The following is a 15,969-nucleotide window of genomic DNA, read 5'->3' as shown; positions in this document are numbered from 1 at the left end:
GATGCACAACCTGTTCGTAGACAGATATGCAGGGCGGTCTGAGCGCAAATACATTAAGGAGCGAACTACGGTTCGGCCAGACCCTATAGCTGGGTTGGAGGGGTGCAACGTACATACTGCATCATTTCGGTTAGAGAGCCAGCTTAAGGCAATTTTTTTGCCAAATGATTTTGCATTTGATTTTATTTGCGAAATGATTGAAAGCTCTGCTTGGTACTGTTCACGCAAGTATCCTGATGAGGTCTCGTACAATAGAAGCATATTCCACCCTGCTTCTGAAGAAGTGATGCCGGTCTGCCTTACTGGTCTGGCTGGCGTTGGGAAGACCGCATTGATCAGTGCCCTGCTAAAGGTACTGCCCGGGCCTGCTGAGTATCAATCCCAAGTTCTTGGCACAAAAATAAATATAATTTCTCATTGGGTAACTACGGGGCGTGATAAGGGAACTCCGAAGCAGATCTTGTACGACATGGTTCAAAGCGCTAGCGAGGATCCGGTAAACCGAGCTCTAAAAGCGCCTCAGCTGATGGTGCTGGCAAGGTCATTCTCCGGGAAGTATGGGCTGCCTCTTCTAATCATGGACGAGATGCAGCACGTAACACTTAGCAGCGCAACTACCATGATTACTGCTCAGATCCTCACCTTCGCCAATTTGGGCGTGCCGCTTCTGTATGTTTCTAATTACAGTCTGCAAAATGCATTATTTAATCGAAATGCAGAGGATACACAGAGACTTACAGCAAACCCGCGGATACTTGAGCCTGATGATCCAGAAAGCGATGACTGGAAGGCCTATGTGCATGAGTGTGTCAGGGTGATGGGGTCTTATATGACAGTGTGAATCGCCCCGGGTTTCGTGGAGGCCCCAACTCTTGAGAAGATGAGGCCATGAGAAAGACTACGACCTACTCCCCCGAAGTCCGTGAACGTGCTGTGCGCATGGTTCTGGAACACCTGAACGACTACCCCTCCGAGTGGGCGGCCATTGAGGCCATTGCGCCGAAAATCGGCTGCGCAGCGCAAACCCTGCATGGCTGGATTCGCCGCCAGCAGACCGATGCCGGTCAGCGCCCTGGTCAGACCAGCGAAGAGCGCGAGCGCATAAAGGCCCTGGAGCGCGAGAACCGCGAGCTGCGCAAAGCCAACGAGATTCTGCGCCTGGCCAGTGCGTATTTTGCCCAGGCGGAGCTCGACCGCCGCACCAAATCCTGAGGGCATTTGTCGATCAGCATCGTGACCGTCTCGGGGTCGAGTCGATCTGCCGTGTCTTGCAGATCGCCCCGTCCGGTTACCGCAGGCACGCGGCTCAGCAGCGCAACCCGGCATTACGTTGCTGCCGTGCTCGACGCGATGACGCATTGATCCTGGAAATCCAGCGTGTATGGGACACCAACATGCAGTGTTATGGCGCGATGAAGGTCTGGAAGCAGCTCCGGCGAGAAGGCACCGAGGTGGCCAGATGCACGGTGGAGCGGTTGATGCGTCGGGCTGGATTACAGGGCATCAGGCGCGGCCAGGTCATGCGAACAACGGTGGCCGGCGACAAGTCGCTCTGTCCGCTGGATCGTGTGCAGCGCCAGTTCCATGCCGACCGTCCAAATCAGCTGTGGGTGTCGGACTTCACGTACGTGTCGACCTGGCAGGGCTGGCTGTATGTGGCCTTCGTGATTGACGTGTTTGCGCGGCGGATCGTTGGCTGGCGAGTCAGTACCAGCATGAAGACCGACTTCGTGCTGGATGCTCTGGAGCAAGCCCTGTATGCCCGCCAGCCGCATTGCACGGGTGGTCTGATCCATCACAGCGACCGTGGCAGCCAGTATGTCTCGATCCGCTACACCGAGCGGCTGGCAGAGGCCGGTATTGAACCCTCGGTTGGCAGCAAGGGCGACAGCTACGACAACGCCTTGGCTGAGACTATCAACGGGCTGTACAAGGCCGAGCTGATTTACCGCCAGTCGTGGAAGAGCCGCGAGGCTGTTGAGATGGCGACCTTGAAATGGGTGCACTGGTACAACCACCAGCGCCTGTTGAGCTCAATCGGCTATATCCCGCCTGCGGAGGCTGAGGCAAACTTCCACCAGCAACAAGCAGGTCAGGCCATGGCGGCCTGACTTAAACGAAACGGCCTCCACAAAAGCCGGGGCGATTCACCCGCAGGCCCGCGCAGCTGTTGATGCGGTTATGCGCCGTCCCCCTTTAGCCGTTCTGGCAGGTGATGTCGGCTCGGGTAAAACCGAACTTGCTGAAACCATCGGTGATGCTGTCGCTCGGCAAGAGGGTATCGACATCACCCTCTACCCTTTGAGCCTCGCGACTCGCGGACAGGGCCGTGTGGGAGAAATGACCCAACTGGTTTCAGCCGCATTCGACTACACCATCGAGGCTGCAGAGAAGCTCAAGAACTCAAGCGGGAAGGCCCGCGGTGCTGTGTTGCTGCTGATTGACGAAGCTGATGCTTTGGCCCAATCCCGAGAAAATGCACAGATGCACCACGAGGATCGTGCAGGGGTAAATGCCTTCATTCGAGGCATTGACCGCATTGCCAACCAGAAGCTTCCAGCGGCAGTGCTGATGTGTACCAATCGACTCAAAGCTCTTGATCCCGCAGTGCAGCGGCGAGCCGCTGAGGTACTGACGTTTGGTCGCCCTGACGAGGCCCAGCGGCGCTATTTGTTGAGTTCGAAACTAGAAGGCCTAGGTCTTCCGGCTCTTGCGATTGACCAGCTAGTGAAGCTGACAGGACCCCGGGAAGCGAATGAGCCTGGCTTTACATTCTCGGATATCAACCAGCGACTGATTCCTTCCATCATTCTTGCTGCCTATCCGAACAAGGCCGTGGACGCGCGTGAGGCACTGCTCACCGCTCAAGCAATGAAGCCCACGCCAGCGTTCCAGGATCGCTGAGTCACTGCTGTGTGACTGATCAGAGAGGCAGAGTTATGACGCAAGCAGTTGTCACTCGTCGTGATGGTGATGTGTTTCAAGCGCGAATGTTCTGGCTTTATGCCGCCCGCTTGCTCGACGAAGGAGGCCCAATCATCCGCGTGGGTTTCGAGTCCGGGTTGAAAGGGTTCGACGATATTTGGGTTGAATATGATCCTCGTCGCGCGCCTCAAGATCATCGAGGCAACTCGGTTCATATTGAACGAATGCAATGTAAGTGGCACGCGATCCCTGGCTCGTTTACTCATGGGGATCTAGTACGACCCGATTATATCAATGCGACTACCACCTCTATGCTGCAGCGTGCTCTCGCTGCGCATCGACATGACATGGCCAATGAGTGCACGTCTAGGCTGGTTTTAGTCACCAACCACATGGCAGATCTAGCTGATGCCTTGGCGAAATGCATTCGCTCAAAGTCCCTAAATCTCGATGTGGATAAGCTGTTTCAAGGAACAACTGAGCGTAGTGCGACTGGGAGCTTGCGTAAGCTGTGGCGCGACCACCTCGGTGTAGAAGAAGAGGAGCTACGGGCACTTTGTAATCGTCTGGCTTTCCACCTGACCCGCGACTCGTTGGATGGGTTGCGCGATCTTTTGGACAGCGCATGTCGTGCGAATGGGTTGGTTAGGCCTGAGCCGAACGCGAGCGTCACTGTCTACGACGGAAATATCTTCGAATGGGTCGGGCAACGCAGAGCTGTGTTCGACCGATCAGACTTTAAAGATAAGTGTGCGCAAGAAGGGTTACTGGCCGAAAAGCCGAAGGCAGCTCCACTGATATTTGGCGTGAAGTCGTTCGAGCACGCCCTCGATCGAATGGAGAGCCGCTGTGCTCAGGTGCTGAATTTGGTCCCAGAGTTTGATGAGCGGACGATACGAGATGAGAGCTCCTGGAGAGATTCGCTTCTGCCCAAGCTCCGAGAGTTTTTATTGAATGTGCCCTCCGAAGATGGGCGTATCCGTCTGGCGATCGAGGCTCATGCCACTCTGGCTTTTGCGGCTGGAGCTGTACTCGATGCTAAATCTGGAAGGCTGACAGAATTAGAGCAGCGCTCGCCTGTCATGAAGATTTGGGCGCCAGATGACGAGACCCTGAGCAGTGCATCCAACGGGTGGGTATTCTCTGAGCACGAACTAGATCCCGATGGTAGCGGCACAGTCTGTGCGGTCAGTTTGACTCGTGAGACGGAAGGTTCGGTACGGCAATTTCTTGAGGAGAACCCGGGGCACTTCCGTCGTCTGCTGGTAGCGACTTTGGTGGGGGGGGCCTCGCCACGAGCTCTTACGTCAGGAGCTCATGCAAACCACCTAGCCGAGCAGCTAGCCACGAAAATCGCCGCCGATCGAGCGGTCGACTTAGCGGCGAGGCGTGAGCGCTATCACCTGTTCATTTCGGCACCTAATGCTTTCACGTTTTATCTTGGAAGGCAGGCACCACTACTTAAGCCACTGACGTTGTACGAATTCGATTTTGATTTCCAGGCCGATGGATCTTATCGGCCATCGCTGTCGTATCCAGAGATAACTTCAGCCGCTAGTTAGGGAGGCGGCTTAACTGCAGCTTCAGCAATCTATGGCCGCGGATAGCACAGTACGCGACACCATAAGCTCCAGAGGAATGAATGTATGCATATGACCGGGCTTGAGCGATTGGCACGAAGCATGATTGCGTTAGGTATAGATATTCAGCAGTTCCTCTTTGTAAACGGAGCTGCGACCTTTGATTGCCTTTTCTCGATGAGAGGAGACTTCGAGTTGACGATGACGTCTCGTGGCGAAAACCCTAAATTCTTTCAGTTTCAGGTCACGGACAATTTCCACATGTCCGCCTACCTGGGTGATCTCTTCCAAGATCTGATGAGCGTGCTCAAGACCCATGGCATGTCCACAAATGAATTTAAATCTTCAGATTTTTTCCAGGCACTTAATGCAGCTGTGCCGCACGAGGCAAGCCCGGATAGGGCACCGACCCCGCAGCAAATCTTGACCCTTCGTCATGATCTTGAGGAGAGAGATCGGCCATTCTTCGATGCCTGGATCTACTGGGGGCCGGATAGGGGACCAACTGCGTCCAATCTTAAGAAGACCCTAATAGTCTTTGGGCCTGATGCAATGCAGTTCAGCCTAAGGAACCGAGCCTCTTCTAGATGGAGCGCTAATGACCTTGGCCGCGCCTGGCAGGGCTAGACCAAGTCGAACCTAGCAGCAATGAGGCTAGGTTGCGTCATTAGTGAGCGTGGCTCGAAAGCGCTCGAACAGACTTTCTTACTACGCGTTAGAGCGTTTTTCTGAATTCCTAGCAAATCGAACAGACTTTCAATAATTTCCTTACGGGCTGGAAGGCCCGGGTTTTGGGCACACGACAGAACAGACTTTATTCCTGATTATCACCCCGCAAGGGGGCCTTTTCGTTTCCGCCGTGCGCTATCCGTGTAGGCTCTTCACGGGGGCGTCGCACACGTGCGTCTGGCTACCAGGCGCCCAGCGCCAAGTGGCGGTCGCCACCGCATCGTGCGCATGCAGGCTCTCCGCATGCACCACGCGTAATCGGTAGGCCGCTGCCCAAGGCTGGCGTTGCAAGGCGTGGCCCAGGCGACGCGCGGCGTCTTCGCAGAACAACAGGTTGCGGCCATTGGCTATCGCGAAGGCTTGCTCATCGGCGCGTTTCACGGCGGTCTGCAGGGCGGTACCCAGGGCTGCTTCCGCTTCGTCCAGCAGCGCCACCAGCGGCAGCTCCTCGCCCGTGACACGGACACGCAGGTGGGCCTGGCTGCGCTGGCTGTGGGGCGTCGCCGGCATGCCCGCCTGGCTGCCGAGCCACTCATGCACGTCTTCGAAGGACGCCAGTGGGTCGGTGAAGTGTCGGGCGAAGGCTTGCTGGGTCGCCTGTCGCGACAGCGCCGCCGAGCAGGGGCAGGTGGATGAATAGCCGACCTGCGCTTGCAGTTCCACGTGAAACCCCCATGGATCCAGGCGTGCGGCGATCTCGAAGGGATAGGCCTTGTAGCCGGAAAGCGCGCTCACCAGCGCCGGTCGCTGCAGGAGCAACTCGCCACGCAGCTCCAGGGAGGCGCTCTGCGACAGGCCTTCATGGCTGTCCAGGCAGCGTTGCAGCAGCTGGCGCAGCACGGGCAGCGTCGCCGGCCTGCCACCCAGCTCCTCACCCAGCGCCAGGTATAGCCGGGACATATGGATGCCTCGCGCGCCGCTGTCATCGAGGCTCACGCCAATATCCACCCGTGCCTGTACCCGCTGGCCATCGAGGACCAGGGGCAGGGCGATGTCGCTCATGCCCACCCAGTCGAGGGGACCGAGGCAGGGCGCGTTCTGTGTGGCCACGTCGGGCAGGTTCTGGACGTTCATCGGCAATCCGGGGCTTGAGTTCGGTTGAATATGTTATGTTATAACACTTAAAAATCAAGCGAACCTCCCCATGCCCGATTTTCCCTTCAGCGAGCAGGAACTGCTCGCCCAACCCGCCCAGCGCTACATGGACGACGCCCAGCAGGCGTATTTCCGTGCCTTGCTGCTGACCGAGCGCGACGACCTGCGCAGCCGCATAGACGAGGAAATCGATGAGCTGCGCGAAACGCAACCGGCCAGTGATGACGCCGATATCGCCAGCCGCGAGGAACAGCGCCAGTGGCAACTGCGGCGCCTTGAGCGGGAAAAGAAGCTGCTGGACAAGATCGACGGCGCCCTCGAACGGCTGGCCCGTGGCGAATACGGCTGGTGCCGCGAGACCGGCGAGCCCATCGGCCTGCGCCGGCTGCTGCTGCGCCCCACCGCCGAGCTGTGCATCGAGGCCAAGGAGCGCCAGGAACAACGCGAGCGCCACCGGCGCGACGCCTGATAGCCCAGAGCGGCCGCCCGAGCCGCCCAGCCTGAACCGGAGAACCCCATGACCGCCCGACTCCCCGTCACCCTGCTTTCCGGCTTCCTCGGCGCCGGCAAGAGCACCCTGCTCAACCACGTGCTGAAGAACCGCGAGAACCTGCGCGTCGCCGTGATCGTCAACGACATGAGTGAAATCAACATCGACGCCAGCGAGGTACAGCGCGACGTCAGCCTCAACCGCGCCGAAGAGCGCCTGGTGGAGATGAGCAACGGCTGCATCTGCTGCACCCTGCGCGAGGACCTTCTGGAAGAGGTCGGCCGCCTCGCCGGCGAAGGGCGCTTCGACTACCTGCTGATCGAGTCCACCGGCATCTCCGAGCCCCTGCCGGTGGCCGAAACCTTCACCTTCCGCGACGAGCATGGCCAGAGCCTGTCCGACCTGGCGCGGCTGGATACGCTGGTCACCGTGGTCGACGGCGTCAACTTCCTGCGCGACTTCCACGAAGCGCAAAGCCTCGCCAGTCGTGGCGAGACGCTGGGCGAGGAGGACGAGCGCTCCATCACCGACCTGCTGATCGAACAGGTGGAGTTCGCCGACGTCATCCTCATCAGCAAGATCGACCTGATCAGCCAGGCCGAGCGCGAGGAGCTCACGGCCATCCTCGCGCGGCTCAACACCCAGGCCGAGATCCTGCCCATGAGCATGGGCCGGGTGCCGCTGGAGAAGATCCTCGACACCGGTCGCTTCGACTTCGACCGCGCCGCCGAGGCGCCCGGCTGGCTCAAGGAGCTGCGTGGCGAGCACGTGCCGGAAACCGAGGCCTACGGCATCGCCTCCACCGCCTACCGGGCGCGTCGGCCCTTCCACCCGCAGCGCTTCCACGCGTTCCTCAATCGCGAGTGGAGCAACGGCCGGTTGCTGCGCTCAAAGGGCTTCTTCTGGCTGGCCAGCGCCTGGCGCGAGGCGGGCAGCTGGTCCCAGGCCGGCGGGCTGATGCGCTACGGGCATGCCGGGCGCTGGTGGCGCTTCGTGCCGCGCGAGCAGTGGCCCACCGACGAAGACGGCCTGCGCGCGGTGATGAAGCACTGGGATGCGGAGGTGGGCGATTGCCGCCAGGAGCTGGTCTTCATCGGCCAGGGCATCGACTTCGAGCGCCTGCATGCCGAACTGGACGCGTGCCTGCTGGATGCCGCAGAGCTGGCCCAGGGGACCGAGGGCTGGTCGCGCCTGGTCGACCCCTTCGACGGCCTGGTAGGGGAGGTCGCCTGATGCAGGCCTTGGCGCTGCGCCTCCCGCCCCGTGCGGCAATCGGCGACACCCCGGCGGTTCTCGGCGAAGCCTTGCGGGAGGAGGTCAACCTCGCCGTGTGGGAACGCCCGCTGCCCCCACGCATCGCCGACTACGCCCGCTGGCTGCTGCAGGTCGGGGAGCCGCTGAGCGAATCCCTGACCCTGGAGCTGGCGGACCCGGAGGCGCCGCTCGACCTGGACGACCTGGCGCGGCGCTTCCACGACATCGAAGGCCGCGCCGACTTCATCGCCGATGTGGCCTGGCTGGTACGCGCCTTCGCCTGCCTGCTGGATGCCCGCCGCGTCGGCCTGCGCCTGCGTCGACTGGACCGCGCCATGTGCCCGCGCTACCACGTCGACCATGTGCCGCTGCGGCTGATCACCACCTACGCCGGTGCCGGCAGCCAATGGCTGCGAGAGGGGCAGATGCCTCGCAACCGCCTGGGCGATGCGGCTGCCGAGCCCAAGGCCGTGCCGGCCGGGCAGGCCATGGGCGCAGGTCATGTGGCGTTGTTCAAGGGCGAGAAGTGGATCGGCAATGAGGGGCGAGGGGTTATCCACAGGTCGCCCGATGTCATGCCCGGCGATGCGCGCCTGCTGCTGACCCTGGATTGGCTGGCCTGATCCGGCTGTGACCCGGCCAGGCACAGCCCTGCCAAGGAGCGGGATAAAAAAAGGGCCACCCGGAGGTGGCCCTGTATCACCGAGGCCCTGCCGGCCATGCCGGTACGGGCGAGGTACCCAAGGCTATTGCACACCCTGGCTGTTACCGGCTGATGACGACGGGCCTTCCCAGGTGCCCTTGCTCGGCCCCTCGCAGAAGGGCTTGAGGTAGCGCGCGTCGGTGGCCACGCCGTAGTAGTGGATGTCCTGGCGGTAGGCGATGTTGCTCACCTGGGCGTTATTGCACACCCCGAACGCGCCACTCGGGCACTGGTCGGCGTAGCTAACCTCCACCTTCTGCCCGGGCATCTCCGGCTTGCAGAAGCCGTCGCGGAACAGCTGCTCAGGGATGCTGCGGTTTTGCTGGCAGACCTTCACATCGAGCGTGTCGCTCTGGCTGTGGACGATGCAGGCCTCGGCCAGCGCATCGGCGGACAGGACCAGCAGCAGGGGCAGTAGGCAGAGACGCATGAACGCAGGACCTCGGGAAAATAATGGGCGCGACTCTAGCACGAGGCTTTATTCCGAACCCGTGACGCAGCACCATAGCGCGATGCTTGCCCATATCCCCACCCACCTGGTGGCCGGCCCCCTCGGCGCCGGCAAGACCAGCCTCATCCGCCACCTCCTGGCGCAGCGCCCGAGCGACGAGCGCTGGGCGGTGCTGATCAACGAATTCGGCCTGGTCGGCCTGGATGCCGCGTTGCTGGAAACCGGCGACGACGGCATCGCCCTGGCCGAAGTGGCCGGCGGCTGCCTGTGTTGCGTCAACGGCGCGCCCTTCCAGGTCGGGCTCGGGCGCCTGCTGCGCAAGGCGCGGCCGGATCGGCTGTTCATCGAGCCCTCTGGCCTCGGCCACCCCGCCGAGCTGATGCGCCAATTGCGCGAGCCGCCCTGGGAAGGCGTGCTGGCGTTGCAGCCGAGCCTGCTGGTGCTGGATGCCGCCGCCCTGGCCCGTGGCGAGGCACTGCCCGACAGCCAGCGTGATGCCCTGGAGGGCGCCGGCCTGCTGGTGCTGAACAAGGCCGAGAACCTCGACGAGGCCACCCGCCAGCGCCTGGCGGCGCAATTGCCGTCCCTGCCGCAGAGCTGGACGGTACAGGGCCGCCTGCCCCTGGCCGAACTGCCGGGGCTCGACGCCAAGGCGGGTGCCGCTGTGGATAACCCGGCCCCGCCCGGTGGCCAGGCGGCTCCGGCCGCACTGTGGATAAACCCCCGACAGCCCCTCGTCCAGGCGCAGGGTTCGGCGGACGGCTGGAGCATCGGCTGGCGCTGGCACCCCTCGCAGACCTTCGAGCTGATGCGCGTGCAGCTGTGGCTGGCGAGCCTGCCCTGGCGCCGCGCCAAGCTGGTTATCCACAGCAACGCGGGCTGGTTGTCCGGCAATGTCCTGGATGGCGCGCCCGTCCACTGGCAGGCCAGCGAGTGGCGCAAGGACTCGCGGCTGGAACTGATCTTCGCCACACCCCAGGACGAGGAAGCGCTCAAGGCGGGGTTCGAGGCCTGCCGCCTTTCCTGATCCACAAACGAAAACGGGCCCTCGCGGGCCCGTCGTCGGGAATAAAACGGCTACGGGTTAACGCAGCCAGAGCCACCTGGGCTCAAGGGATCAATCCTGGTTCATCCGCGAGTGGGTGCGGGTGTCCTTCATGAAGACGTACACCAGCAGCGAGCAGGCGATGCAGCCGGTCACGTACCAGTAGAAGCCGCTCTCCATGCCGATGCTCTTGAACCACAGCGCCACGTACTCGGCGGTACCGCCGAAGATGGACACCGTCAGTGCGTAGGGCAGGCCCACGCCCAGCGCGCGGATCTCGGTGGGGAACAGTTCGGCCTTCACCACGGCGTTGATCGAGGTGTAGCCGCTGACGATGATCAGCGCCGCCATGATCAGGAAGAACGCGCCCCACCAGGTCTCGATGGTGTGCAGGGTGCTGAGGATCGGGTAGGTGAACAGCGTGCCCATCACCCCGAAGGCGATCAGGATCGGACGGCGGCCGATCTTGTCCGAGAGCGCCCCCACCAGGGGTTGCAGCAGCATGAACAGGAACAGCGTGGCGGCCGAGATCATGGTCGAGTCGTTCTTGCTCATGCCGACCGTGTTGACCAGGTATTTCTGCATGTAGGTGGTGTAGGTGTAGAAGGCCAGGGTGCCGCCCATGGTCAGGCCGATCACGGTGAACACTTCCTTGGGGTGGCGCATCAGGGTGCGCAGCAGGCTTTCCTTGGGCTTGTCCTTCTTCTTGGTGAAGGACTCGGTCTCTTCCATGCCGCGACGCAGGAACATCGCCACCACCGCGCACAGTGCGCCGATGAAGAAGGGTACGCGCCAGCCCCAGCTTTCCAGCTGTTCGGTGGACAGGGTCTGCTGCAGCAGGATCAGCACCGCCAGCGCGATGAGCTGGCCGGAGATCAGGGTCACGTACTGGAAGCTGGAGAAGAACCCGCGACGCTCCTTGGTCGCCATCTCCGACAGGTAGGTGGCCGAGGTGCCGTATTCGCCACCGACCGACAGGCCCTGCAGAAGGCGGGCGACCACCAGCAGGATGGGCGCGGCGATGCCGATGGTTTCATAGCTGGGCGTCAGCGCGATGATCAGCGAGCCGAAGCACATCAACAGGACCGAGGCCAGCAGGGCGGCCTTGCGCCCCTTGCGGTCGGCGTAGATGCCCATCAGCCAGCCGCCGATCGGGCGCATCAAGAAGCCCACGGCGAAGATCGCGGCGGTGTTCAGGAGCTGGGCGGTCAAATCGCCCTGGGGGAAGAAGGCCTTGGCGAAGTACAGCGAGAAGGCGGCGTAGACGTACCAGTCGTACCACTCGACCAGGTTGCCCACCGAGCCGCTGAAGATGGACTTGATGCGTTGGGATGTCGTGCGGGGTGCTGCTGAGGCAGTCAGGGTGCTGGTGCTTTCCATCGTGTTTCCTCGATTCATAGTTGTTGTTGTTAGGCACGGCCTTCGCCGCGCTTGGGGTGCGGGCACATAGCAGGAGCTGTGCCAGTGCCGAAAAGCACCGGAGTAGAGGGCTCGAGGGGATTTAACCGGGCATTTTTGCGCGGATTGGCGCTTATCGCGGAGGGGTCATAAGCGGAATTCCGCCTATCAATCGATGGCCAGGTAGGGGCGAATTCATTCGCCAAGCGGTGCACAGCGCCACCGACGGAGCTGAAGTATCCACAGTGTTTTTCCCGGGCGAATGAATGGGCCTCTGCATTGCTCACAATTACTGTGGAGCCGACTGTTAGCACCCTGTGGATAGATTGCCAGGAGCCCCTTGCCGCGGTGCGTTCAGGAGTGTGCTCAGATTTCGATCAGTGCCGTCCATTCGCGGCTGAAACCGCTCCCACAGGCGAGGATGCGCCTGTAGGAGCGAATTCATTCGCGAAGAAATCCCCAGCCGCGCGTGCTCATCCCCAGTTGCCCACAATTGCTGTGGAGCCAACTGTGCGCGATCTGTGGATAGATCGATATGGGCCAGTAACCACAGGGCTTTGAATGGTGTGCTCAGATTTCGATCAGTGCCGCCAATTCGCGGTTGAGACAGCTCCCACAGACGAGGGCGCGCCTGTAGGAGCGAATTCATTCGCGAAGAAATCCCCAGGCGTGCGCACTCATCCCCAGTTGCCCACAATTGCTGTGGATCCAACTGTGCGAGGTCTGTGGATAGATCGATATGGGCCAGTAGCCACGGTGCTTTGAATGGTGTGCTCAGATTCCGATCAGTGCTGCCCACTCGCGGTTGAGACAGCTCCCACAGACGAGGACGCGCCTGTAGAAGCGAATTCATTCGCGAAGAAATCCCCAGGCGCGCGTACTCATCCCCAGTTGCCCACAATTGCTGTGGAGCCAACTGTGCGCGATCTGTGGATAGATTGACATGGGGCAGTAACCACGGGGCTTTGAACGGTGTGCTCAGATTTCGATCAATGGCGCCCATTCGCGGTTGAAACCGCTCCTACAGGCGAGGATGCGCCCGTGGGAGCGAATTCATTCGCGAAGAAATCCCCAGGCGCTCGGATTCATCCCCAGTTGCCCACAATGCCTGTGGAGCCAACTGTGCGCGGCCTGTGGATAGTTAGCTGTGAGCCATAGGGCACGAGGGTTTCACCGGTGTGCTCAGCTTTTGACCGGCCTCAGTCCTCATCCCCCGGCAGGAACTCGCCCCGGGCCAGGCCGTGGCGCTGCATCTTCTCGTTGAGGGTGCGGCGGGGCAGCTGCAGCAGGGCCATCACCGCCTTGATATCGCCCTTGCAACGGGCCAGGGCCTGGCGCAGGCACTGGGCCTCATAGGTTTCCATCAGTTCGGCCAGGGAGGGGTCGGCGCCGTCCGGGTTGCGGACCGCTGTGGATAACCCCAGGACATGGCGCTCCGCGGCGTTGACCAGTTCACGCACGTTGCCCGGCCAGTCGTGGGCCAGCAGTTGCGCCAGTTCGGCGGGCGTCAGGCTCGGCACCGGGCGGCCGAGGCGCTCGCCGGCCAGGGCGGCGAAATGCTCGAACAGCAGCGGCACGTCCTCGCGGCGTTCACGCAGGGCGGGCAACTGCAGCTCGGCGACGTTGAGGCGGTAGAGCAGGTCCTCGCGGAAGCGCCCGGCGCGCACTTCTTCCTTGAGATCCGGCTTGGTGGCGGCGATCACCCGCAGGTCGACGCGGATGCTCTGGTTCGAACCCAGGCGTTCCAGTTGCTGCTCCTGCAGTACGCGCAGCAGCTTCACCTGCTGGGCCAGGGGCATGCTCTCTATCTCATCGAGGAACAGGGTGCCGCCATCGGCGTGTTCCAGCTTGCCGATGCGCTTGCCCTGGGCGCCGGTGAAGGCGCCGCTTTCGTGGCCGAACAGTTCGCTCTCGAACAGGTTCTCCGGGATGGCCGCGCAGTTCAGCGCCACGAAGGGCTTGCCGGCGCGCGGGCCGAAGTCGTGCAGGCAGCGGGCGACCAGTTCCTTGCCACTGCCGGTTTCGCCGCGCAGGAGGATGTTCACCGGCGTCTGCGCCAGGTCCAGCACCTGGCGGCGCAGCTGTTCGATGGGACGGGAGAACCCCATCAGCCGCGCATCGAGGCGGGCGCGGTCGTCCACCTGGCGGCGCAGGCGGCGGTTCTCCTGGGTCAGGCGGCGCTTGTCCAGGGCACGGCGCAGGCTGCCCAGCAGGCGTTCAGGGGTGAAGGGCTTCTCGATGAAGTCATAGGCGCCCAGGCGCATGGCTTCCACGGCCTGGGGCACGTCGCCGTGGCCGGTGACCAGCAGGAAGGGCAGCTCGCGATCCAGCGCCTGGACCGCTTCCAGCAGCGCCATGCCATCCATGCCGGGCATGCGCAGGTCGCTGATCACCACGCCCTGGAAGTCGGCGTCGAGCCCGTCCAGGCATTCCGCCGCACTGGCGCAGAGGCGCACGGTGAAGCCCGAGAGCTCCAGCCACTCGCGCACCGCTTCGCGGATCGCGGCCTCGTCGTCGACGAAGATCAGATTCGGGGTCATGGCTGCTCCTCGGCAGGCTCGAAGATGGGCAGGCACAGGCGGAACACCGCGCCGGCGCCGCGGTTGCCGGCGCTGAGCCGGCCACCCAGTTCATGGACGATGGCGTAGGAAACCGCGAGGCCGAGGCCGAGCCCCTCGCCCACCGGCTTGGTGGTGAAGAAGGGGTCGAACACCTGGGCCAGGGTGTCTTCGGGGATGCCGCCGCCGTTGTCGGCGACTTCCAGGCACCAGTGCCCGTCCTCACGCAGCAGGGCGATCTCGATGCGCGGTGCGGTCTGTTCGGCGACCGCGTCGAGGGCGTTGCGCAGCAGGTTGACCAGCACCTGTTCCAGGCGGATGGCGTCGCCACGCACCCAGGCCGGCTGGCGCGGGTGCTGCTCGATGTGCACGGCGCCGTCGCGCAGGCGCGGCGCCAGCAGCTGCAGGGCCTTGTCCACCACGCTGCCGAGCTCCAGGGTCTCGCGCAGGCCGCCAGGGCTCTGCCGGGCGTAGGTCTTCAGGTGGGTGGTGAGGGCGGCCATGCGCTGCAGCAGTTCGTCGTGGCGGCCGAGGGCATTGCGCGCCTGTTCCAGCTGCCCGTTGTCGAGCATCAGGCGCAGGCTGCCCAGGTGCATGTGCAGGGCGGTCAGCGGCTGGTTGATCTCGTGGGCGAGGGCGGCGGACATCTGCCCCAGGGCCGCGAGCTTGGCCGCCTGCACCAGGCCATCCTGGGCGGTGCGCAGGGCGGCGGTACGCTGTTCCACCAGGCGTTCGAGTTCGTCGTGGCTCTGCCGGCGCAGGCGTGCCAGGCGCCAGCGCTGGTGCAGGAACAGGGCGAGGAAGAACAGCGCCAGCCACAGCCCGCCGGCGGCCAGGCTGGCGTCGCGGGCGGTGCCGGCGACGTTCTGCGGGCGATGCAGCAGGTGCAGGGTCCAGCCTTCGCTGGGCAGTGCCTGGGATTCCCACAGGTAGTCGGCCTCGCCGTCGGGCCCCTGCACCCGGACCAGGCGGCTGCCGTCGCCGAAGTCGTCGAGGGTACGGTGCACCAGCGGCGTCAGCGGCTTCTTGTCGTACTGGCGGGTGGAGGCCAGCTCGGCGCGCTGCGCGGCATCGATCGGTGCCAGCTCGCGGTAGCGCCATTGCGGCTGGTTGGCGATGAAGACGATGCCCTTGGCGTCGCTCACCAGGATGGTGTCCGGGCGCTCGCGCCATTGCTGCTCGATCTGGGGGAATTCGAGCTTCACCACGATGGCGCCGAGGAAGTTGCCGGCTGCGTCGAGGATGGCGTGGGAGAGGAAATAGCCGGGGATGCCGCTGACCACGCCCACGGCGTAGAAGCGCCCGGTGCCATGGGTGCGGGTCTGGAGGAAGTAGGGGCGGAAGCCGTAGTTATGGCCCACGTAGCTGGTGGGCAGGCGCCAGTTGCTGGCGGCGATGGCCAGGCCGTCGCTGCGCATCAGCTCCAGGGTGGAGGAGTGGGCGGCGCCATTGATGCGCTCCAGCTTGAGGTTGAGGCGCTGTTGCAGGTCGGGCGTCAGCGGTTGCTGCAAGGCGTCGCGTAGCTCCGGGTCCAGGGCGAGCACGGCGGGCAGGGCACGGTAGCGGTCGATCAGGGTACGCAGGGCGTCGGCGTAGAGGCCCAGCTGGGCGCCGGCCTGCTGGCCTTCCTCGCGCAGGGCCTGGCGCTCGGCATGGCGGCCGGCCAGGTGCATCGACAGCAGCAGGCCGGCGAAGAGCAGCAGGGTCAGCAGGGCGATGCGCAGGGAACGGGGCAGCACGG

Annotated in this window: 14 protein-coding genes and 1 other annotated feature; of the genes, 9 read left to right on the top strand and 5 right to left on the bottom strand. The window is 63.0% G+C overall.

Annotated elements, in window-relative coordinates; translation table 11 throughout:
• Nucleotide 1: 1 nt before the first annotated feature.
• From HSX14_RS30725 to HSX14_RS30705, 5 genes are all read left to right on the top strand, one after another.
• Complete coding sequence (locus tag HSX14_RS30725; RefSeq protein ID WP_173174576.1) at nucleotides 2-841, top strand: ATP-binding protein; 840 nt, start codon at nucleotides 2-4, stop codon at nucleotides 839-841.
• Between the two features lie 47 nt (nucleotides 842-888).
• A protein-coding gene (locus HSX14_RS30720; protein ID WP_173180457.1) for an IS3 family transposase occupies nucleotides 889-2,111 on the top strand; the annotation gives its coding sequence in 2 pieces (ribosomal slippage) (nucleotides 889-1,174 and nucleotides 1,174-2,111; 1,224 coding nt in all).
• Nucleotides 1,167-1,283 (top strand) — a sequence feature (AL1L pseudoknot). It overlaps the preceding gene by 117 nt.
• Nucleotides 2,112-2,181: 70 nt before the next feature.
• The gene (locus HSX14_RS30715) at nucleotides 2,182-2,904 is read left to right on the top strand and encodes an AAA family ATPase (protein ID WP_228723519.1); all 723 of its coding nucleotides are present in this window, start codon (nucleotides 2,182-2,184) and stop codon (nucleotides 2,902-2,904) included.
• A gap of 35 nt (nucleotides 2,905-2,939) precedes the next feature.
• Complete coding sequence (locus HSX14_RS30710) at nucleotides 2,940-4,487, top strand: SAVED domain-containing protein (protein WP_173178133.1); 1,548 nt, start codon at nucleotides 2,940-2,942, stop codon at nucleotides 4,485-4,487.
• Nucleotides 4,488-4,571: 84 nt separating this feature from the next.
• The gene (locus tag HSX14_RS30705) at nucleotides 4,572-5,132 is read left to right on the top strand and encodes a DUF6037 family protein (protein ID WP_142013303.1); all 561 of its coding nucleotides are present in this window, start codon (nucleotides 4,572-4,574) and stop codon (nucleotides 5,130-5,132) included.
• Nucleotides 5,133-5,369: 237 nt separating this feature from the next.
• Here the strand turns inward: HSX14_RS30705 and folE2 are convergent, their stop codons facing one another.
• Nucleotides 5,370-6,308, bottom strand: coding sequence for a GTP cyclohydrolase FolE2 (gene folE2, locus HSX14_RS30700; protein ID WP_173178134.1), 939 nt, complete (start codon nucleotides 6,306-6,308; stop codon nucleotides 5,370-5,372).
• Between the two features lie 70 nt (nucleotides 6,309-6,378).
• On the opposite strand from folE2, the gene dksA reads away from it, so the two are divergent.
• From dksA to HSX14_RS30685, 3 genes are read left to right on the top strand one after another with little or no spacing between them, the layout of a single operon-like run.
• Nucleotides 6,379-6,798, top strand: coding sequence for an RNA polymerase-binding protein DksA (gene dksA / locus HSX14_RS30695; RefSeq protein ID WP_173178135.1), 420 nt, complete (start codon nucleotides 6,379-6,381; stop codon nucleotides 6,796-6,798).
• A gap of 48 nt (nucleotides 6,799-6,846) precedes the next feature.
• On the top strand, nucleotides 6,847-8,052 hold the full coding sequence (gene zigA, locus HSX14_RS30690) for a zinc metallochaperone GTPase ZigA (protein WP_173178136.1): 1,206 nt from the start codon (nucleotides 6,847-6,849) through the stop codon (nucleotides 8,050-8,052).
• A complete protein-coding gene (locus HSX14_RS30685; RefSeq protein ID WP_173178137.1) occupies nucleotides 8,052-8,696 on the top strand; it encodes a DUF1826 domain-containing protein in 645 nt (214 codons plus the stop codon). The genes zigA and HSX14_RS30685 overlap by 1 nt, the downstream gene beginning before the upstream one ends.
• 123 nt (nucleotides 8,697-8,819) lie before the next feature.
• Here HSX14_RS30685 and HSX14_RS30680 read toward each other — a convergent pair whose 3' ends face one another.
• Nucleotides 8,820-9,206 carry an NADH:ubiquinone oxidoreductase gene (locus tag HSX14_RS30680; RefSeq protein WP_173178138.1) on the bottom strand — a complete coding sequence of 129 codons (387 nt, stop codon included), beginning with the start codon at nucleotides 9,204-9,206 and terminating at the stop codon, nucleotides 8,820-8,822.
• An 82-nt stretch (nucleotides 9,207-9,288) separates the two neighbouring features.
• Here HSX14_RS30680 and HSX14_RS30675 point away from each other — a divergent pair, with 82 nt between their 5' ends.
• The gene (locus HSX14_RS30675; protein WP_173178139.1) at nucleotides 9,289-10,254 is read left to right on the top strand and encodes a CobW family GTP-binding protein; all 966 of its coding nucleotides are present in this window, start codon (nucleotides 9,289-9,291) and stop codon (nucleotides 10,252-10,254) included.
• 90 nt (nucleotides 10,255-10,344) lie between these two features.
• Here the strand turns inward: HSX14_RS30675 and HSX14_RS30670 are convergent, their stop codons facing one another.
• The 3 genes from HSX14_RS30670 to HSX14_RS30660 all read right to left on the bottom strand — a co-directional run bounded on the left by HSX14_RS30670 (nucleotide 10,345) and on the right by HSX14_RS30660 (nucleotide 15,967).
• Complete coding sequence (locus HSX14_RS30670) at nucleotides 10,345-11,652, bottom strand: MFS transporter (protein ID WP_173178140.1); 1,308 nt, start codon at nucleotides 11,650-11,652, stop codon at nucleotides 10,345-10,347.
• Between the two features lie 1,217 nt (nucleotides 11,653-12,869).
• Entirely contained in the window at nucleotides 12,870-14,210 is a 1,341-nt protein-coding gene (locus tag HSX14_RS30665; protein WP_173178141.1) for a sigma-54-dependent transcriptional regulator, read from the bottom strand.
• The gene (locus HSX14_RS30660) at nucleotides 14,207-15,967 is read right to left on the bottom strand and encodes a sensor histidine kinase (RefSeq protein ID WP_228723518.1); all 1,761 of its coding nucleotides are present in this window, start codon (nucleotides 15,965-15,967) and stop codon (nucleotides 14,207-14,209) included. Before HSX14_RS30660 ends, HSX14_RS30665 begins: the two co-directional genes overlap by 4 nt.
• Nucleotides 15,968-15,969: the final 2 nt, after the last annotated feature.

Source organism: Pseudomonas tohonis (genome assembly GCF_012767755.2).
In the GTDB taxonomy this organism is placed as follows: Bacteria; Pseudomonadota; Gammaproteobacteria; order Pseudomonadales; family Pseudomonadaceae; genus Metapseudomonas; species Metapseudomonas tohonis.
This window is presented reverse-complemented; position numbering and strand designations above follow the sequence as displayed.